The sequence below is a fragment of the Reyranella sp. genome (assembly GCF_965279625.1).
Classification (GTDB): domain Bacteria; phylum Pseudomonadota; class Alphaproteobacteria; order Reyranellales; family Reyranellaceae; genus Reyranella.
Genome location: NZ_OZ257251.1, coordinates 5,622,066 through 5,641,295 on the forward strand (window position 1 = coordinate 5,622,066; position 19,230 = coordinate 5,641,295).

The window sequence follows — 19,230 nt, forward strand, 5'->3', positions numbered from 1 at the left end:
CGAGTTGCCAGTCCCATTTCTTTCCGCGATGAAGTCTGGATGGATACCATAGTCGCCCCCGCGCCTCAGGGCCGCACTGCCTCTGAACATTTCGACGTGCTGATCGTCGGGGCCGGGCTCTCGGGCATCGGCGCCGCCTGGCATTTGCAGAAGAACTGTCCGGGCAAGAGCTACACGATCCTCGAGGGGCGCGGCGCGAGCGGCGGGACGTGGGACCTGTTCCGATATCCTGGCGTGCGCTCGGACTCTGACATGTACACGCTGGGCTACCGCTTCCGGCCGTGGAAGGACGCCAAGGCGATCGCCGACGGCCCGTCTATCCTGAGCTACATCCGCGAGGTCGCGAGCGATCACGCTATCGATCGCCATATCCGCTACGACCATCGCGTCGTGGGGGCCTCCTGGTCGACGCCCGACGCGAGATGGACGGTCGAGATCGAGCGCGGCGGCGAGCGCGTGTCCCTGTCGTGCGGCTTCCTGTGGATGTGCAGCGGCTACTATCGCTACGAGGCGGGGTATCTGCCGGACTTCCCCGGCATCGACGGCTTCAAGGGCAGGGTCGTCCATCCGCAGCACTGGCCGCAGGATCTCGACTATGCCGGCAAAAAGGTCGTGGTGATCGGCAGCGGTGCCACCGCGGTGACGGTGGTGCCGTCGATGGCCGAGACCGCCGGTCACGTCACCATGCTGCAGCGTTCGCCGACCTACGTCGTGGCGCGTCCGGCGCAGGACCCGTTCGCCAACAAGATGCGGCGCCGGCTGCCTCTCAAGCTCGCCTATATGGCGACACGCTGGAAGAACGTGCTGATGGGCATGTATTTTTACCAGATGTGCAAGCGCAAGCCGGAGAAGGTGAAGAGCCTGATCCTGGGCGGCGTGCGCCAGATGCTGGGTCCGGACTACGACGTCGCCACGCACTTCACGCCGAAATACAATCCCTGGGACCAGCGGCTCTGCCTGGTGCCGGACGCCGACCTGTTCCGCGCTATCCGCAAGAAGAAGGCGTCGGTGGTCACCGACCAGATCGAGACCTTCACCGAGACGGGCATCAAGCTGAAATCCGGCGCCGAGCTCGAGGCCGACGTGGTGGTGACGGCGACCGGCCTCGTGGTGCAGCCGCTGGGCGGCGCGAAGCTGGTGGTCGACGGCAAGCCGGTGAAGCCGTCCGACACCATGATCTACAAGGGCATGATGTATTCGGACGTGCCGAACCTCGCGTCTGTCTTCGGCTACACCAATGCCTCGTGGACCCTGAAGGCCGACCTGGTCTGCGAATATGTCTGCCGGCTTCTGAACTACATGGACCGCAAGGGCTTCAAGCAGGCAACGCCGCACAACAGCGACCCGGCCCTCACGGAGGAGCCGTGGGTCAACTTCTCCTCCGGCTACATCCAGCGTGCCCTGCCGCACCAGCCCAAACAGGGCAGCAAGCGGCCATGGAAGCTCTACCAGAACTACGTGCTCGACCTGCTTACCCTTCGCCATGGCTCGCTGCGGGACAAGGCGATGGTCTTCTCCAAGTAGATGGGCGCGCAGGTAAACTCGCCGGCCCGCATCCTGGTCGCGAGTCTCGTCGGAACGACGATCGAGTTCTTCGACTTCTACATTTTCGCCACGGCGGCGGTGCTGGTCTTTCCGCACCTGTTCTTCCCGACCAGCGATCCCGCCTCGGCGGTGCTGCAGTCGTTCGCGACCTTCTCCATCGCCTTCTTTGCCCGACCGCTGGGTGCGGCGGTGTTCGGTCACTTTGGCGACCGGATCGGCCGCAAGGCCACGCTGGTGGCCGCGCTCACGACCATGGGCCTGTCGACGGTCCTGATCGGCTTCCTGCCGGGATATGAGACGATTGGCGTCTTTGCACCGCTGCTGCTGGCCATCTGCCGCTTCGGCCAGGGACTCGGTCTGGGCGGCGAATGGGGCGGCGCCGTCCTGCTGGCCACGGAGAACGCGCCGCCTCACCGCCGAAGCTGGTATGCGATGTTCCCCCAGTTGGGCGCGCCTCTCGGCTTCGTCCTGTCGGCGACGTCTTTCCTGCTGCTGACGGAGACCCTGACCAACGCCCAGTTCCTGGCCTGGGGATGGCGGCTGCCCTTCATCGCCAGCCTGCTGCTGGTGATGCTCGGCCTGTATGTCCGGCTGAAGATCACCGAAACGCCCGAGTTCCAGAAGGCCGTCGATACCGAGGCCAGGGTCGCCGTCCCGCTCGTGGTCCTGATACGGAACCACAAGCGCGCGCTGCTTCTGGGCACGCTGGTCGCGCTGGCGACCTTCGTGCTGTTCTATCTCATGACGGTGTTCTCGCTGAGCTGGGCCACCAGCAAGCTTGGCTATTCACGCGAGCGCTATCTCGAGCTTCAGCTGATCGGCGTGGCCTTCTTCGCCGCGACCATTCCCCTGGCGGCCTGGCTGAGCGACCGCTACGGCCGGCGCGGTGTGCTCGTGATCGCCACCGCCTGCACCGGCCTGTTCGGCCTGTTCTTCGAACCGCTGCTCGCCAGCGGCCTCACCGGCGCGCTCGCCTTCAACGTCGTGGGCCTTGCGCTGATGGGCTTCAACTACGGCCCGATCGGGGCGGCGCTCGCGTCGCCGTTCCCGGTTTCCGTGCGCTACACCGGCGCCTCGATGACGTTCAACCTGGCGGGCATATTCGGCGCATCGCTGGCGCCCTATATCGCCACCTGGCTTGCGATCAATTTCTCGCTGGCCTGGGTCGGCTACTATCTCCTTGGTGCCTGCGTCCTCACCCTGGCCGCGATGCTGATGAGCCGCGACGTCGAACTGTCGTCCTGACGCAGGGCTGCCGCCCCTTGGGGGCGGTCAGGTGAAAGAGACCGTGACCGAACCGAACGGGCCGAAATCCGCCACGTAGGTTTCGCCTTGCTTGGGCGCCAGCATGCCGGTGAGGGTGCCGGTGCTGACCATCTGACCTGCCTTCATGCCGACGCCGGTGCGCGACAGTTCGTTGGCGAGCCGGTCAGCGGGACCATGGGATGGTCGAGCGCTGCGGCCGCCGTTCCCTTGCGGCGCGGGCGGCCATCGGAGGAGAGGGTAGCTTCCTGGCCCGCAATGTCGCGGTTCCGCCAGTCGTCGATGGCCGGGCCATAGACGATCGTGCCGGAGCCGGCGCCGTCGGCCAGGATCGCGGGCAGCGGCGGAAAGGAGTTGTCGTGAAGGAAGCGGCACTCCGCCAATTCTAGTCCGGGATGCAGTGAGGCAACCGCGTCGGTCACTTCGTCGACCGTGTAGGGCTTTTCCCGCGGTGGCAGATCGCGACCGAGCCTTGCCTGGTACTCGACCTCGGGGATCGGGCTTGCAAGCGTTGCATGCACGGCGGTGTGCGGCGTCTCCGTCGCGAAGTAGACGCGGCCGTAGATCGGCGAATCCGTCCGCAGCGCCTGCTGCATCTCCTCCTTCATCGCCGCGATTTTCCAGCCCAATACCGGCCAGCCCAGTTCCTCGGCGACCATGCCGGCGATCCGATAGGCCGTCGCCTTGTCCGGCGGCACGAGATGCGGGGCGAGTCCGCTCTGGCTGCGCAGCTCGCGGCGCAGCGAGGCGAGGAGGCGGGCGAGTTCCCGTTGCGCTGTCATGTCCATCGGTGTTCCTTATCAGAAAGCGGAGGAGACGAGATGCGCAACCAGGCCGAAAAGGGACGGGTGTTTCGCGAGCTGCACGAGCGGCCCGGACTGCTGCTCCTGCCCAACCCGTGGGATGCGGGCACCGCCAGGCTGCTGCAGTCGCTGGGCTTCGAGGCGCTGGCTACGACGAGCCTCGGCATGTCGAACGCGCTGGGCCGCGTCGACGGCGACAATGCGGTGAGCCGCGCCGAGCTGCTGGAGAATTGCCGCGTCATCGCGGGCGCCACCGACCTGCCGGTGAATGCCGATCTCGAGAACGGCTATGCCGACGATCCGAAGGAGGCCGCGACCATCCTGCGCGATGCCGCGTCGGTCGGTATCGTCGGCGGTTCGATCGAGGATTGGAGCGGCGAGCGGATCTATGACTTCAACCATGCGGTCGAGCGCGTGGCGGCCGGCGCCGAGATGGCGCGGTCGCTCGATGTGCCCTTCACCTTCACCGCGCGGGCGGACAATCTGATCCGCGGCGTGAAGGACCTCGACGACACGATCCGCCGGCTGCAGGCCTTCGAGAAGGCCGGCGCCGACGTGCTCTATGCACCGGGCCTTCGCGATCTCGCGACCATGCGCACGGTGGCCTCCGAGGTGACGAAGCCGCTGAACGTCGTGATGAGCGCCGGCGATCCCGACCTGAGGGCGGAGCAGATCGCGGCGACCGGCGTGAAGCGGATCAGCGTCGGCGGCGCACTCTCAAGACTGGCGCTGGCGGCCTTCATGAAGGGGGCGAATGACATGAAAGCGGGCAGTTTCCAGTGGATGCGCGACACGATGCCGACGAGCGACCTGAAGAAAGTGTTCTCCGGGGCATGACCCGCAAGGCGAAGCCCGCTCCCGCGATCCCGGATGCGGGTGAGGGCAAGCGCGGCCCGGAAGGCCATCTCGGCTACCTCGTTAGGCAGGCCCATGCGGCGGTGCGCGGGGCGATGGAGAAGGCGCTGGCCGACCTCGACGTCACGCCGCCGCAATTCGCCGTTCTGACCATGGTCGTGAACTATCCCGGCATCTCTGGCGCGGAGCTTGCTAGGCTCACCTTCCTGACGCCGCAGACGATCAACGTGATCGTTCGCAACCTGGTCAGGGCGGAACTGGTCGGGAAGTCCGCCGATGCCGCGCACGGCCGCATCCTGCGGCTCCATGCGACGGCCCGGGGCGAGGCTTTGCTGAAGCGATGCCGGGCCCGGGTCATGGAGCTCGAGGGTCGGCTATCGGGAATGTTGGGGCAGGATGAGGAGCGGGTCGTTCGGCAATGGCTCGCCGCCGTTGGGGAGAAATTGACCGAAGAAGATTGAGTGCACTCTTCGCGAGTGCTGTAACATAAGGTCATGAACGGCCTGTAGCTGCAGGCGTTCGAGGGGCTGACAAGACAGGGGGATTTCCAAAAATGATCGATCGGACCATCTTCAGGCGTGCCACGCTGGCGGGCGCCGCTGCACTCGCGATGTTCGGCCTGGCATCGCCGGCCTTCGCTCAGAAGACCAAGCTTACGGTTTACACCGCGCTGGAGAACGACCAGCTCGACCCGTTCAAGAAGGCCTTCGAGGCCGACAATCCCACGATCGAGATCGCCTGGGTGCGCGACTCGACCGGTGTCGTTGCCGCGAAGCTGATGGCCGAGAAGGACAATCCCCGCGCCGACATAATCTGGGGTCTCGCCGCGTCCAACGTCGGCCTGATGGCCGCGTCCGGCATGCTGGAGCCCTACACGCCGGCTGGCTCGACCTCGTTGAACCCGATGTTCCTGAGCGGCAAGTCGCCCCAGACCTGGGTCGGCATGGACGCCTATCTCTCGCTGGTCTGCTTCAACACGGCAGAAGGCAAGAAGGGCAACAAGCCGGTCCCGACGAGCTGGGCCGACCTGATCAAGCCGGAATACAAGGACTCGATCGTGATGCCGAACCCGGCATCGTCGGGCACCGGCTACCTCACCATCGCGGCGTGGCTGCAGATCATGGGCGAGGAAGCAGGCTGGAAGTACATGGACGCGCTCCATCAGAACATCGCGCAGTACATCCACTCGGGTTCGGCGCCCTGCGTCCAGGCCGCCAAGGGCGAGCGCCTGATCGGCATCGGCCTCGACACCCGCGGCGCCTCGGAGAAGACCAAGGGCGCCCCGCTCGAACTGGTGATCCCGAAGGAAGGCCTGGGCTGGGAGCTCGAGGTCACGGCGATCGTCAAGGGCACCAAGAACCTGGACGCCGCCAAGAAGCTCGCCGACTGGGCCGCCTCCAAGAAGGCCAACGAGCTCTACGCCAAGACCTATCCTATCGTCGCCTATCCGGGCGTCGCCATTACACCGCCGAACTATCCGCCGAACCTGGAGAAGGTGATGGTGAAGAGCGACGTCGAATGGATGGCCAAGAACCGCGACCGCATCCTGGCGGAGTGGACGAAGCGCTACGACGGCAAGTCCGCGCCCAAGGCCAAGTGACGCAAGTCATCCCGAGCATCGCGAGGGATTCTTCAACGAGCCGTAAAGATCCTTCGCTTCGCTCAGGATGACACCAGCTGCCATGGCGAACTACCTCGAGGTCCGCAACCTCTCCAAGCGGTTCGGCGACTTCTCGGCCCTCGGCGACGTCTCGCTCGACGTCGTCGAGGGTGAGTTCGTCTGCTTCCTCGGCCCCTCGGGCTGCGGAAAGACGACGCTCCTGCGGGCCATTGCCGGCCTCGATCCCCAGACCTCCGGCACGATCCGCCAGAAGGGGCGGGACGTCTCGGCGCTGCCCCCCGCGCAACGCGACTTCGGCATCGTCTTCCAGTCCTACGCGCTGTTCCCCAACCTCACCGTCACCGACAATGTCGGCTACGGACTGGTGAGTCGCCGCCAGAACCGGGCGGCGATCCTGAAGCGCGTCACCGAATTGCTGGCGCTGGTCGGCCTGCCCGATGCCGGCCCGAAATATCCCGCCCAGCTTTCGGGTGGCCAGCAGCAGCGTGTGGCGCTGGCCCGCGCGCTCGCGACCTCGCCCGGCCTGCTGCTGCTCGACGAGCCGCTGTCGGCACTCGACGCGCGGGTCCGCCTGCGTTTGCGTCACGAGATCAAGGCGCTGCAGCGCACGCTCGGCGTCACCACCATCATGGTGACGCACGATCAGGAAGAGGCGCTGACCATGGCCGACCGGATCGTGGTCATGAACCAGGGCGCCATCGAGCAGGTTGGCACGCCGCAGGAGATCTACCGCAGGCCCACGACCGCCTTCGTGGCCGATTTCGTGGGGTCCATGAACTTCCTCGCCGGGACCCTGATGGCGCCGGACAAGGTGAGGGTCGCCGGCATCGATTTCACCTGTCCGGTCCAGGACGGGCTGGCGCCCGGCCAGAAGGTGAGCCTCTGCATCCGGCCGGAGGACGTGCGCGTGCGCGACCTGCCGGCCGACATCGCCAATCGCGTTCCGGTCGAAGTGGCGGAGCTGGATTTCGTCGGCGCCTTCTGCCGCGCCACGCTGCGGGCACGGGCGGCGGCCGATGTCGCCGTGACGGCCGACTTCTCCAGCAACCTGATCCGCGACCTCGGCGTCGACATCGGCACGAAGCTCGACATTGCCCTGCCGCCCGACCGGCTCAGGGTCTTCGCGTGAGGGGACGCCGCCCGTGAGCCTGGCGATACCGGGACTGAAGGTCGGCCTGTCGCGCGACGACCTGATGATGCGCGCCGGTGTGGTCGTGCTGGCGGGCGTACTGCTGGTCATGGTCGGCCTGCCGCTCTGGGCGCTGCTCGCCAAGGGCTTCGAGGACCGCGACGGCAAGTTCATCGGCCTGGCCAACTACGTCTCGTATTTCGCGACGCCGGCGCTGTTCCAGTCGGCGCTGAACAGCTTCCAGGTCGCCTCGATCACCACCGTGATCGTCGTCCCGCTGGCCTTCCTCTACGCCTATGCGTTGACGCGCACGATCCTGCCGATGCGCTGGCTGTTCCAGGGCATTTCCCTGATCCCGATCTTCGCGCCGTCGCTATTGCCGGGCATTGCGCTGATCTACCTGTTCGGCACGCAGGGCTTCTTCAAGGCGCTGCTGGGCGGCGGCTCGATCTACGGCATCGACGGCATCGTAATCGCCCAGGTCTTCTACTGTTTCCCGCACGCCACCCTGATCCTGACGACCGCGCTCGCGACCTCTGACGCCCGCCTGTACGAGGCGGCGGACGTGCTGGGCGCCTCCAAGCGCCGCGTGTTCTTCACGGTCACGTTGCCCGGCGCCAAGTACGGGTTGATCAGCGCCGCGCTGGTCGTGTTCACCCTGGTGATGACCGATTTCGGCATCGCCAAGGTGATCGGCGGCAACTTCAATGTGCTCGCCACCGACGTCTACAAGAAGGTGATCGGCCAGCAGGATTTCTCGATGGGCGCCGTGGTCGGCATGGTGCTGCTGGCGCCGGCGGCGCTCGCCTTCCTGGTGGACCGGCTGGTGCAGCGCAAGCAGGTGGCGCTGCTGACCGCGCGCGCGGTGCCGCTGGTGCCGCGGCCGAAGTTCGCGCGCGACCTGTTCTTCACCCTGTTCTGCGCGGCGGTGTCGGCGGCCATCCTCGCCATCCTCGGCATGGCGATCTGGGGCTCGCTGATCAAGTACTGGCCGTACAATCTCAGCCTCACGCTCGAAAATTACGACTTCGCCAAGTTCGACTCCAACGGCTGGGATTCCTACTGGAACTCGGTGCGGATGGCGTTGGGCGCGGCGGTCTTCGGCACGGTGCTGATGTTCACCGGGGCCTGGCTGAACGAGAAGACGCGCGGCTTCGGCATGATGCGCGGCGTCGTGCAGCTGCTGGCGTTTTTGCCGATGGCGGTGCCCGGCCTTGTGCTGGGCCTCGGCTACATCTTCTTCTTCAACGCACCCAGCAACCCGCTCAACTTCCTCTACGCCACCATGGGCATCCTGGTGCTGAACACGGTGGCGCACTTCTACACGGTGGGCCACCTTACGGCGACGACGGCGCTGAAGCAGATCGATCCGGAGTTCGAGGCGGTCTCGGCCTCGCTCAAGGTGCCGATCTGGAAGACGTTCGTTCGGGTGACGGCACCGATCTGCCTGCCGGCGATCCTCGACATCGCCATCTACCTGTTCGTCAACGCCATGACGACCGTCTCGTCGGTGATCTTCCTCTACGCCCCCGATACCAAGCTCGCCTCGGTGGCGGCCGTGAACATCGAGGAGGCGGGGACGACCGCTGCTGCGGCGGCGCTTTGCGTCGTGATCGTGCTCACCTCGGCCGCGGTCAAGGCCGCCCACCTGATCGCCGACCGCTTCCTGTTCGCCCGGCTGCAGGTGTGGCGGCGACGCTGATTTCGCGCGAACATCGTGCCATGAAGCAGCTCCGTATTCCCGCCGTCTACATGCGCGGCGGCACCAGCAAGGGCGTGTTCTTCCTGGCGCACGACCTGCCGTCCGATCCCGCGGCGCGCGACCGGCTGCTGCTGCGCGTGATCGGCAGCCCGGACCGCTACGGCAAGCATACCGACGGGATGGGCGGGGCGACCTCGAGCACCAGCAAGGTGGTGATCCTGTCGAAGTCGGAGCGCGAGGGCTGCGACGTCGACTATCGCTTCGGCCAGGTGGCGATCGATGCGCCGGTCATCGACTGGTCGGGCAATTGCGGCAACCTCAGCGCCGCGGTCGGGCCTTGCGCGCTGGGCATGGGCCTGGTCGAGGGACCGGCCGACGGCACCGCGACGGTGCGGATCTGGCAGGCCAATATCGAGAAAGTCATCGTGAACCACGTGCCCATGCGGGGCGGCGAGGTACAGGAGCTGGGCGACTTCGAACTCGACGGCGTGGCCTTTCCGGCCGCCGAGGTGAAAGTCGAGTTCCTCGATCCTGCGGCCGACGAGGAGGGCGGCGAAGGCGCGGGTGGGGGCGCCATGTTCCCGACCGGCAATCGCATCGACGTGCTGGACGTGCCGGGTGTCGGCAGGATCGAGGCGACGCTGATCAATGCCGGCAATCCGACGATCTTCGTCGATGCCGCGAGCCTCGGTCTCAAGGGCACCGAGTTGCAGGGCGACGTCAACGGCGACAAGGACCTGCTGAAGCGGGCGGAGGCCGTGCGTGCGCTGGGCGCTGTCGCGATGGGCCTTGTCGCCACGCCCCAGGAGGCGACGGAAAAGCGCCCGCACACGCCCAAGCTCGCCTTCGTGGCCAGGCCCGCGGCCTACACCGCTTCCGACGGCAAGAAGATCGACGCCGGCGCCATCGACCTGCTGGCCCGCATCTTCTCGATGGGCGTCCTGCATCACGCCATGACCGGCACGGGGGCGGTGGCCATCGCCGCCGGCGCCGCGATCCCCGGCACGATCGTGAGCCGCGTCGCGCCCGCCGGCGGCGATGGCAGGATCCGCTTCGGCCACCCGTCGGGCAGCCTCAACGTCGGCGCCGAAGCCCGCGAGGAGGGCGGTCAGTGGACCGTCAGCAAGGTCATGATGAGCCGCTCCGCCCGCCGCCTGATGGAGGGCTGGGTGCGGGTGCCGGGCGAGCCGAGGCCGGGCGTAAGATGAAATCAGATGTCGTGGTGATCGGCGGCGGGGCGATGGGATCGTCGGTCGCCTACCATCTGAAATCCGATCCTTCCTTTGCGGGGACGGTGACCGTGGTCGAGCGCGATCCGGCCTATATGCGCGCTTCGTCGGCCCTATCGGCGAGCTCGATCCGGCAGCAGTTCTCGACGCCGCTCAACATCCACCTGTCGCGCTTCGGGATCGGCTTCCTGCGGCGCGCGCGGGAGCTGCTGGGCGTCGATCTCGGTCTCAAGGAGCCGGGCTATCTCTTCCTCGCCAGCCCGGCCGGCGAGGCCGTATTGCGGGCGAACTATGCCGTCCAGAAGGGCGAGGGATGCGCGGTCGAACTGCTCGATCCTGCAGCCTTGAAGGCTCGCTTCCCCTGGATCTCGGAGGACGGGCTGGCGCTGGCCTCGCATGGCACGGCCAACGAAGGCTGGTTCGACGGGCCGTCGCTGATGCAGGGGTTCCGGCGTACGGCGCGGGATCTCGGCGCGACCTACATTGCCGACGAGGTCGTCTCGTTCGATGCGGGCGGCGTCGATCTGAACGAAGGCGGGCGCCTGGAGGCGCGCACGGTCGTCCTGGCGGCGGGCCCTTGGTCCGGAGAGGTGGCGGCGCGGTCCGGCATCGCCCTGCCGGTGGAGCCGCGGCGGCGCTCCGTGTTCGTCTTCGACGTCCGCGAGGCGCCGGGCCTGACGCCACTCACCATCGATCCGTCGGGTACCTGGTTTCGGCCGGAGGGCCGCTTCTATATCGCCGGCACCACGCCGGCCGAGGGCAACGATGCGCCGGGCGCGCCACTCGAGGTGCAGCACCAGGAGTGGGACGACATCGTCTGGCCGACGCTGGCGGCCCGCGTGCCGGCCTTCGAGGCGGCCAAGGTCGTTAACGCTTGGGCCGGCTACTACGAGTACAACACGTTCGACCAGAACGGCATCGTCGGCCGCCATCCGAGAATCGAGAGCCTGATCTTCGCCACCGGCTTTTCAGGCCACGGCATCCAGCAGTCTCCGGCGGTGGGCCGCGCCGTCGCTGAACTGATCGTGCATGGGGATTACCGAACGCTCGATCTCAATACTTTTGGTTATAACCGCATTGAATCGGGCCGGCCTATCCGGGAGCTCAACGTCGTGTGATACTCGCCGCCTCATCCGAGGAGAGTGACGTGCCCGATCAAGCGCTGGTGAATTCCGATTTGCAGTCCGCCCTGACGGAGGCCAAGCAGGCCTATGTCGACCGCAATCCGAAGAGCTTCAGCCGTCACCAGGATGCCTGCGTCGCCATGCCGGGCGGCAACACCCGCACCACGCTCCACAATTCGCCGTTCCCGCTCACGGTGGTGCGCGGCGCGGGCTGCAAGCTGTGGGACGCGGACGGCCACGAATATATCGATGTGCTGGGCGAATATACCGCCGGCATCTACGGCCATTCCCATCCGGTGATCCGCAAGGCGATCGACAAGGCGCTCGACCATGGCTGGAACTTCGCTGGCCGCAACGAGAGCGAAGGCAAGCTCGCCAAGCTCGTGGTCGACCGCATACCGTCGATCGACCTGGTGCGTTTCACCAACTCCGGCACCGAGGGCAACGTGATGGCCCTCGCGGGCGCGCGCGTCTTTGCCCAGCGCAAGGGCCGGACCAAGGCCACCAAGGTCATGGTGTTCCACGGCGGCTATCACGGTGGCGTGCTTTACTTCGTGAGCGGCGGTTCGCCGGTCAACATGCCCTACGAGTATGTCGTGGCGCCGTACAACGACGTCGAAGGCACCCGAGCGCTGCTCGCCAAGCATGGCGAGGAGCTGTTCGCCGTTCTGCTCGAGCCGATGCAGGGTAGCGGCGGCTGTCTGCCCGGCAATCTCGACTTCCTGCAGATGGTCCGCAGCGAGACCAAGGCGCGCGGCATCACCATGATCTTCGACGAGGTCATGACCTCGCGGCTGTCGCCCGGCGGCCTGCAGGAGAAGACTGGCGTGATTCCCGACATGACGACGCTCGGCAAGTATATCGGCGGCGGCATGTCGTTCGGTGCCTTCGGCGGCCGGCGCGACATCATGGAGCTGTTCGATCCGACCAAGCCCGATTCGCTGCCGCATGCCGGCACGTTCAACAACAACGTGCTCACCATGGCCGCGGGCGTCGCGGGCTATGGCGAGGTCTATACGCCCGAGGCGGCCAAGGAGCTGAACGATCGCGGCGACAGGATCCGCGAGCGGTTGAACGCGATCTGCCGATCCGCGGGTGTCGAGTTTCAGTTCTCCGGCATCGGCTCGATGATGACGGCGCATGCCACGACGCGGCCGATCAAGAACGCGGCCGACCTCGCGTCGAGCAACCAGGACGCCAAGGAATTGTTCTATTTCGACATGGTGGCAGCTGGCATCTGGATCGCCCGCCGCGGCTTCGTGGCGCTGAACATCATGATCGGCGACGCCGAGGGCGACCGTTTCGTGGCGGCGGTCGAAGAATTCGTTTCGGCGCGAAAGGCCCTTTTGCAGCCGTCGTAACGGCTTACACTGGGGGAATGACCAGGAGCCAGGACTTCCCCCAGCCGGTCGCCGGCACCGTGGTGCCGCGCTTCGGCGACGTCGCCACCTTCATGCGCCTGCCGCTGTTTCGCGACCCGGCCGAGGTCGAGATCGGCATGGTCGGCGTGCCATGGGACGGCGGCACGACAAACCGTCCCGGCGCGCGGCACGGCCCGCGGCAGATGCGCGATCTCTCGACGATGATGCGGCGCATCCATCACGTGACGGGAATCGCGCCCTATGAACTGGCCCGGTGCGGCGATCTCGGCGACGCGCCGGTCAATCCCGCCAGCCTCGACGACTCGCTCGACCGCATCGAGAAGCACTATGCCAGGCTCCATGCCGCGGGCGTGGTGCCCTTGTCGGCCGGTGGCGACCATCTGATCACGCTGCCGATCATGCGCGGCATCCGCAAAGGACTGCCGCCGCTCGGCATGGTGCATTTCGACGCCCACAGCGACACCTGGGACACCTATTTCGGCGGCTTCAAGTACACGCACGGCACGCCGTTCCGCCGCGCCGTGGAGGAGGGGCTGCTCGACCCCAGGCGGGTGGTCCAGATCGGCATCCGCGGTTCGCTCTACAAGGCCGATGACAACCAGTGGGCCCTCGACCAGGGCATGCGCGTGATCACCATCGAGGAGTATTTCGACCTCGGCGTTGAGAAGGTGATCGCGGAGGCGCGCCGCGTCGTCGGCACCGGCCCGACCTATGTGAGCTTCGACGTCGACGGCCTCGACCCGGCCTATGCGCCCGGCACCGGCACCCCCGAGATCGGCGGCTACACCCCGCACGAGGCCCAGCGCATGCTGCGCGGCCTGCGTGGCCTCGATCTTGTCGGCGGCGACGTCGTCGAGGTCTCGCCCCCCTTCGACATGAGCGGCAACACCGCGCTCGTCGGCGTCACGATGATGTGGGAGATCCTCTGCCTGCTCTCCGAAGCGGTGGCGAAGCGCAAGGGGCGGCTCTGATCGTACTCCGGCTCAATGGTCCCTCACTGCGTTCGGGATGACAGCGTTTTCTGCATCGACGTCCGCCGCCAATCCGCGAAAATTGTCATCCCAAACGCAGTGAGGGACCTTTCGCTGGCGTCTGGCGCATTGGCCCAAGCCCGGATTATCGTCCGGCATGCGTGCCTTTTTCCTGAGCCTCCTCCTGGCCTTCGTCGCCTCGTCCGTCGCCGCCCAGCCGGTGCCGCGCTGGATGACGCTGCCACCCACGCCCACGCTGCCGCCGGCCGTGAGCAGCGGCCATGCGCCGGTCAACGGCATCTCGATCTGGTACGCGACCTTCGGCAGCGGGCCGCCGGTCATCCTGCTGCACGGCGGGCTCGCCAATTCGAACTACTGGGGTCATCAGGTTCCCGAACTGGCGAAGACCCACCGGGTGATCGTCATGGACAGCCGCGGCCACGGGCGCAGCACGCGGGACGCCCGGCCGTACGGCTACGCGCTGATGGCGTCTGATGTGTTGGGACTGATGGACTATCTCGGCGTGCCGCAGGCCGCGGTGGTGGGCTGGAGCGACGGCGCCATCATCGGGCTCAGCATGGCCATGTCCCATCCGCGGCGCGTGTCGCGGCTCTTCGCCTTCGCCGCCAACTCCGATCCTGGCGGCGTCAAGGACGTGGACAAGAGTCCCGTGTTCATGGCGTTCATCGCCCGCGGCGAGAAGGAGTACGAGGCCCTCTCGGCCACGCCGCGCGAGTACAAGAAATTCGTCGAGGAGATCAGCACCATGTGGGCGACGCAACCCAACTGGACGGCCGCCGATCTCGCCGGCATCACGGTCCGCACCTGGATTGTCGACGGCGATCGCGACGAGGCGATCAAGCGCCAGAACACCGAGTTCATGGCGGAGGCGATCCCCCAGGCGGGGCTGTTGCTCCAGCCGGAGGTCAGCCACTTCTCGATGCTGCAGGCGCCTCAGCAGTTCACCGACGACGTGAAGCGCTTCCTCGACCGGAAATGGGACTGACCGGCTTCCCGGCCGCAGCGTCAGGTCGCACAACCGAAATAAACGAAATATTCGAAACAAACGAAGCCAACGTCGCACCCTGCGAGTGGCCCCTGAATTTGCAGCCATGCTGCGCTTAAGCGGCCAATTCCAGGATCTCCTTCACCTCGGCGGGCGTCGGGATCGGGCGCGGGTTGCGCGGCACCCAGGGCGTGCCCATCGCCTGCTGGGCGATGCGGTCGAACTGCTCGCGGCCGATCTTCACGTCGGACAGGTGGCGCGGCATGTCGAGCCCGCGAATGAACCGGTCGAGCACGTCGCCCGCGTCCTCGCCGGGATGGCCCATGGCATTGGCGATCAGGGCCTGGCGGTCGGCATTGGCCGGCTTGTTCCAGCGCATCACCCACGGCAGCATGATGCAGGACGTATGGCCGTGCGGCACGTCGAACACGGCGCCCAGCACGTAGCCGATGCCGTGGCTGGCGCCCATCGGGACGCCGGCGGCGATGCCGGTCATCGAGAGCCAGGAACCGGTCTGGCAGTCGAGACGGGCGGCCATGTCGGAGGGATCGGCCTTCACGCGCGCGAGCCCCCGCGCCAGCAGGGAGAGACCGTGCAGTGAGGAGGCATTGCTGAACTCGGTCGATTCGTTGGAGCAGACTCCCTCGACGCAGTGATCGACGGCGCGGATGCCGGTCGAGAGCAGGAGCCACATCGGCGTGTGGCGCGTCACCTCGGGGTCGAGGATGACGGCCTGCGGGATGGTGAGGGGATGGCGGAACATCTCCTTCACCTTCGTGGCCTCGTTGGTCACGCCGGCGATGGCGGAGAATTCGCCGGCCGAGAGGGTGGTCGGGATCGAGATCTGGCGCACGGTTGGCGGCTTCACGTCCGACTGGCCGCGGATCCGGTCCATGTCCTCGGGCGTGCGGACGTCATTTGACAGGCAGAGCTGGACAGCCTTGGCGGCGTCGGTGATCGAGCCGCCGCCCAGCGTGACGATCAGGTCGGCGCGGGCCTCACGGGCTTGCTCGGCGGCGGCGACCACGGCGCTGCGCGGCGAGTGGGCCGGCATTTTGTCGAAGGTGCCGACGCACTTGTTGCCCAGCGCCTGGCGCAGCTTCTCGATCTCGTCGGTTTCCCGGTTGAGGGTGCCGCTCACCATCAGGAAGACGCGGTTCGCGCCCTGGCGCTCGACCAGTTCCGACAGGGCCTGGGCGGCGGGCCGTCCGAACACCACTTCTTCCATTTTGCTGAAAACGACGCGGCCCGAAGCGGTCATGCTCATCTCCCTGTAATTTTGCTATCGTGGCGGCGAAAACAGGCAAGGGAAAGCATGACCGGGACACGGGATGGCGCGATCGCTCGCGCTGAGAAATACTTCGACGAGGGCGGCTTCCTCGAGGAGCTGCAGCGCCGGGTCGCCATTCCGACAACCAGCCAGGAGGCCGGGTCCATGCCGGCGCTGCAGCAATACGTCTCCGGCGAGATGACCGAGTCGCTGCAGAAGCTGGGCTACGACTGTACCGTCCTGCCGAACCCGCGCAGCGAGTACGGCCCCTTCCTGATCGCCCGGCGGGTCGAGGACCCGGCCAAGCCGACCGTGCTGACCTACGGGCATGGTGACGTGATCCGCGGCCAGGAGGAGCAGTGGCGCTCCGGCCTGTCGCCCTGGAAGATCGTGATCGAGGGCGAGAAGATGTACGGCCGCGGCACGGCCGACAACAAGGGCCAGCACACGATCAACATCGCGGCACTCGCCTGCGTCATGCAGGAGCGCGGCTCGCTGGGCTTCAACTCGACGATCCTGATCGAGACCGGCGAGGAGACGGGCTCGCCCGGCCTCGCCGATTTCTGCAAGGCCAACAAGGAAGCCCTCAAGGCCGACGCCCTGATCGGGTCCGACGGGCCGCGGCTCGACCATCGCCGGCCGACCATCTTCGGCGGCACGCGCGGCACGCTGAACTTCAACCTCTCGCTGACGATGCGCGAGGGTGGCCACCATTCCGGCAACTGGGGCGGGCTGCTGGCCAATCCCGGCATCATCATGGCGCATGCTTTGGCCACCATCACCGACGAGCGCGGGCAGATCAAAGTGCCCGAGTGGCGGCCCAAGACGCTGACCAACTCGATCCGCGCGGCGCTGGCCGACGCCCATGTCGATGCGGGCGAGGGCGCTCCGGAGATCAACGAGGATTGGGGCGAGAAGTCGCTAACGCCGGTCGAGCGCGTGTTCGGCTGGAACAGCTTCGAGATCCTGGCCTTCAAGACCGGCAACCCCGACCGGCCGGTCAATGCGATCCCGCCCAGCGCAGTGGCCTACTGCCAGCTGCGCTTCGTCGTCGGCACCGATCCGCACGAGATCATCCCGGCCCTGCGCCGCCATCTCGACAAGCATGGTTTCGGCATGATCGAGATCGAGCAGGCGCGCGACGTGATCATGAATGCGACGCGTCTCGATCCCGAGAACCCTTGGGCGAAATTCGCCTCCGGCTCGATCGAGAAGACGGCGGGCCAGAAGCCCAACATGCTGCCCAACCTGGGCGGTTCGCTGCCCAACGCGGTGTTCACCGACATACTGGGCCTGCCGACGGTGTGGGTGCCGCACTCCTACGCCGCCTGCTCGCAACATGCGCCGGACGAGCATCTGCTGGCGCCGGTCGTCCGCGACGGGCTCAGGCTGATGACCGGCCTGTTCTGGGATTTGGGGGCACAAGGCCGGCCGGGGTAAGCTCCCGCCCGATGATTTCCGCCGAAGAGGCCGCAGACCTGATCGACGCCATCGCGACCCGCCAGGATCGCGCGGCGTTCGCTCGTCTGTTCCAGTATTTCGCACCTCGCGTGAAGGCATTCATCATGCGCGGCGGCACCGATCCGGAGGTGGCGCAGGAAGTCGCGCAGGAAGCCCTGATCATGGTCTGGCGCAAGGCCGCGAGCTTCGACCGGGCCAAGGCCTCGGCCTCGACGTGGATCTACACCATCGCCCGCAACAAGCGGATCGATCACCTGCGGCGCAACAACCGGCCGGCGATTGATACCGAGGACTGGCTCACGGTTTTTGCACCGGAAGACGACAGCGCCGACAAATCCGTTCTCGCAGGACAGACGTATACGCGGGTGAAGGAGTTACTCGGGGGGCTGTCTGCCGATCAGCTGTTGGTGATCGAAAAGGCGTTCTTCGAGGACAAGACCCACACGGCCATCGCCGAGGAACTGAAGCTGCCCCTCGGGACGGTGAAGTCTCGTATCCGCCTGGCGTTGGCCCGCCTGCGCGAAGCACTGGAGAAAGACGAGTCATGAGTCGCCATCCGGCGCCCGACGAAATTCTGCTGGATTATGCCGCAGGCGCGCTGCCGGACGGGCCGGCCCTTGCCGTCGCCTTGCATGTCGCCCTGGATCCGCAGTCGCAGCGCACGATCAACCGGCTGAACGCCGTGGGCGGGGCCCTGATCGAGCGCGAACCGGTCGCTGAGTTTGGCGCGATCGACAATGCGGTGCTCGAAAAGGCTCTGGCTCGCCTCGAAGAGGTACCAGTGGAGCCGCGACCCGCCGCTCCCGGCCGCCATCATCCAGCATTTGACTGGGCGCCGGCGCCCCTGGTGCCGCATCTGCGGCCGGGCATGGACTGGCGCCGGGTGATGGGCAAATTCGACGAGATCCGGCTCGACCTGCCGGGTGACTTCCATCGCGTTTCGCTGCTGCGACTCGAGTCGGGGCGCGGCCTGCCCGAGCACAAGCACGCCGGCTATGAATATACGGTCGTGCTGCAGGGCGGTTACACCGACGATACGGGAAATTACGGCGTCGGCGATTTCGCCGTCGGGCCGGGCGATCACCGGCATGAGCCGATCGCCGATCCGGGCGAGCCCTGTATCGCCCTGATCGTGGTCGAGAATCCCATTGTGCTGACGGGGCCATGGGGCCGCTGGCTCAATCCGCTGGTCAGTCGCGGCTGGATCTGAAGCAGCGTTGACCGCGCAAGGGGTTCCCTTCAGGTTTGCGGCCTGAAGAGAGGACCCCAATGCCGCGCATTCCGTACTACGAAGTCGAAAACGCCACGGGCAAGCATGCCGAGCTGCTCGGCAAACTCAATCCCATGCTCAACATCTACCGGATGCTGGCCAACTCCGAGCAGGGCGCCAAGGGCTTCCTGCGCATGGGCAACGGGCTGCTGTATCGCTGCGAGCTCGATCCGGTGCTGCGTGAACTCGCCATCATCCGCGTCGGCCGCCTGAGCCGCACCGCTTACGAGGTGTTCCAGCACGAGCGTATCGGCCGCGACGTCGGCGTGAGCGAGGAGAAGATCGCCGCCCTGCGTGACGCCACCATCGAGGCGCCCGCCTTCACCGACAATGAAAAGGCCGTGCTGCGCTACGCCGACGACGTGGTGCGCAACGTCCGCGCGTCGGACAAGACCTTGAAGGCCGTGCAGACCTTCCTGACGCCGGGCGCGCTGGTCGAACTCACCCTGACCATCGGCTACTACATGATGGTCTGCCGCTTCCTCGAATCGATGGGCGTCGACGGGGAAGAGGGCCAGGCCGAGTGGCTCAAGACGGCCAAGCTGTAGCGATCAATTCCTCCCCCGTCATCGGGGGAGGGAGGCAATGGAACCAGGAGT

The 19,230-nt window shown here is 66.5% G+C and carries 18 protein-coding genes; 16 read left to right on the top strand and 2 right to left on the bottom strand.

What is annotated here, in order from left to right; translation table 11 throughout:
- The first annotated feature begins 39 nt into the window (after nucleotides 1-39).
- Nucleotides 40-1,524 (top strand): flavin-containing monooxygenase, encoded by a 1,485-nt coding sequence (locus tag ACQY78_RS27275; RefSeq protein WP_428681216.1) that lies wholly within the window; start codon nucleotides 40-42, stop codon nucleotides 1,522-1,524.
- Nucleotides 1,525-2,790: an MFS transporter gene (locus ACQY78_RS27280; RefSeq protein ID WP_428681218.1), complete on the top strand. Its 1,266-nt coding sequence runs from the start codon at nucleotides 1,525-1,527 to the stop codon at nucleotides 2,788-2,790.
- A gap of 143 nt (nucleotides 2,791-2,933) precedes the next feature.
- On the opposite strand, the gene ACQY78_RS27285 is transcribed toward ACQY78_RS27280, so the two are convergent.
- Nucleotides 2,934-3,590, bottom strand: coding sequence for a 2-keto-4-pentenoate hydratase (locus tag ACQY78_RS27285; protein WP_428681220.1), 657 nt, complete (start codon nucleotides 3,588-3,590; stop codon nucleotides 2,934-2,936).
- Between the two features lie 39 nt (nucleotides 3,591-3,629).
- Between ACQY78_RS27285 and ACQY78_RS27290 the strand changes: the two genes are divergently transcribed.
- The 10 genes from ACQY78_RS27290 (at nucleotide 3,630) to ACQY78_RS27335 (ending at nucleotide 14,630) form a co-directional block, all read left to right on the top strand.
- On the top strand, nucleotides 3,630-4,448 hold the full coding sequence (locus tag ACQY78_RS27290; protein ID WP_428681222.1) for an isocitrate lyase/PEP mutase family protein: 819 nt from the start codon (nucleotides 3,630-3,632) through the stop codon (nucleotides 4,446-4,448).
- Nucleotides 4,445-4,927, top strand: a complete 483-nt coding sequence (locus ACQY78_RS27295; protein ID WP_428681224.1) for a MarR family winged helix-turn-helix transcriptional regulator — start codon at nucleotides 4,445-4,447, stop codon at nucleotides 4,925-4,927. Before ACQY78_RS27290 ends, ACQY78_RS27295 begins: the two co-directional genes overlap by 4 nt.
- 92 nt (nucleotides 4,928-5,019) lie before the next feature.
- The gene (locus ACQY78_RS27300; protein ID WP_428681226.1) at nucleotides 5,020-6,066 is read left to right on the top strand and encodes a putative 2-aminoethylphosphonate ABC transporter substrate-binding protein; all 1,047 of its coding nucleotides are present in this window, start codon (nucleotides 5,020-5,022) and stop codon (nucleotides 6,064-6,066) included.
- 82 nt (nucleotides 6,067-6,148) lie between these two features.
- A complete protein-coding gene (locus ACQY78_RS27305; protein WP_428681228.1) occupies nucleotides 6,149-7,216 on the top strand; it encodes a putative 2-aminoethylphosphonate ABC transporter ATP-binding protein in 1,068 nt (355 codons plus the stop codon).
- A gap of 13 nt (nucleotides 7,217-7,229) precedes the next feature.
- Nucleotides 7,230-8,918, top strand: coding sequence for a putative 2-aminoethylphosphonate ABC transporter permease subunit (locus ACQY78_RS27310; RefSeq protein ID WP_428681230.1), 1,689 nt, complete (start codon nucleotides 7,230-7,232; stop codon nucleotides 8,916-8,918).
- A gap of 20 nt (nucleotides 8,919-8,938) precedes the next feature.
- Nucleotides 8,939-10,126, top strand: a complete 1,188-nt coding sequence (gene prpF / locus ACQY78_RS27315; RefSeq protein WP_428681232.1) for a 2-methylaconitate cis-trans isomerase PrpF — start codon at nucleotides 8,939-8,941, stop codon at nucleotides 10,124-10,126.
- The gene (locus ACQY78_RS27320) at nucleotides 10,123-11,265 is read left to right on the top strand and encodes an NAD(P)/FAD-dependent oxidoreductase (protein ID WP_428681234.1); all 1,143 of its coding nucleotides are present in this window, start codon (nucleotides 10,123-10,125) and stop codon (nucleotides 11,263-11,265) included. The genes prpF and ACQY78_RS27320 overlap by 4 nt, the downstream gene beginning before the upstream one ends.
- Before the next feature lie 29 nt (nucleotides 11,266-11,294).
- Entirely contained in the window at nucleotides 11,295-12,632 is a 1,338-nt protein-coding gene (locus ACQY78_RS27325) for an aspartate aminotransferase family protein (protein WP_428681236.1), read from the top strand.
- 17 nt (nucleotides 12,633-12,649) lie between these two features.
- Nucleotides 12,650-13,624 carry an agmatinase gene (gene speB / locus ACQY78_RS27330; RefSeq protein WP_428681238.1) on the top strand — a complete coding sequence of 325 codons (975 nt, stop codon included), beginning with the start codon at nucleotides 12,650-12,652 and terminating at the stop codon, nucleotides 13,622-13,624.
- A 157-nt stretch (nucleotides 13,625-13,781) separates the two neighbouring features.
- Nucleotides 13,782-14,630, top strand: coding sequence for an alpha/beta fold hydrolase (locus ACQY78_RS27335; RefSeq protein WP_428681240.1), 849 nt, complete (start codon nucleotides 13,782-13,784; stop codon nucleotides 14,628-14,630).
- A gap of 115 nt (nucleotides 14,631-14,745) precedes the next feature.
- On the opposite strand, the gene ACQY78_RS27340 is transcribed toward ACQY78_RS27335, so the two are convergent.
- Nucleotides 14,746-15,891 (bottom strand): iron-containing alcohol dehydrogenase, encoded by a 1,146-nt coding sequence (locus tag ACQY78_RS27340; RefSeq protein WP_428681242.1) that lies wholly within the window; start codon nucleotides 15,889-15,891, stop codon nucleotides 14,746-14,748.
- 54 nt (nucleotides 15,892-15,945) lie between these two features.
- Between ACQY78_RS27340 and ACQY78_RS27345 the strand changes: the two genes are divergently transcribed.
- From ACQY78_RS27345 to ACQY78_RS27360, 4 genes are read left to right on the top strand one after another with little or no spacing between them, the layout of a single operon-like run.
- Entirely contained in the window at nucleotides 15,946-17,340 is a 1,395-nt protein-coding gene (locus tag ACQY78_RS27345; protein ID WP_428681244.1) for a M20 family metallopeptidase, read from the top strand.
- 11 nt (nucleotides 17,341-17,351) lie between these two features.
- Nucleotides 17,352-17,909, top strand: coding sequence for a sigma-70 family RNA polymerase sigma factor (locus tag ACQY78_RS27350; RefSeq protein ID WP_428681246.1), 558 nt, complete (start codon nucleotides 17,352-17,354; stop codon nucleotides 17,907-17,909).
- Nucleotides 17,906-18,571, top strand: a complete 666-nt coding sequence (locus ACQY78_RS27355; protein ID WP_428681248.1) for a ChrR family anti-sigma-E factor — start codon at nucleotides 17,906-17,908, stop codon at nucleotides 18,569-18,571. Before ACQY78_RS27350 ends, ACQY78_RS27355 begins: the two co-directional genes overlap by 4 nt.
- A 59-nt stretch (nucleotides 18,572-18,630) precedes the next feature.
- Entirely contained in the window at nucleotides 18,631-19,179 is a 549-nt protein-coding gene (locus tag ACQY78_RS27360) for a carboxymuconolactone decarboxylase family protein (protein ID WP_428681250.1), read from the top strand.
- Nucleotides 19,180-19,230: the final 51 nt, after the last annotated feature.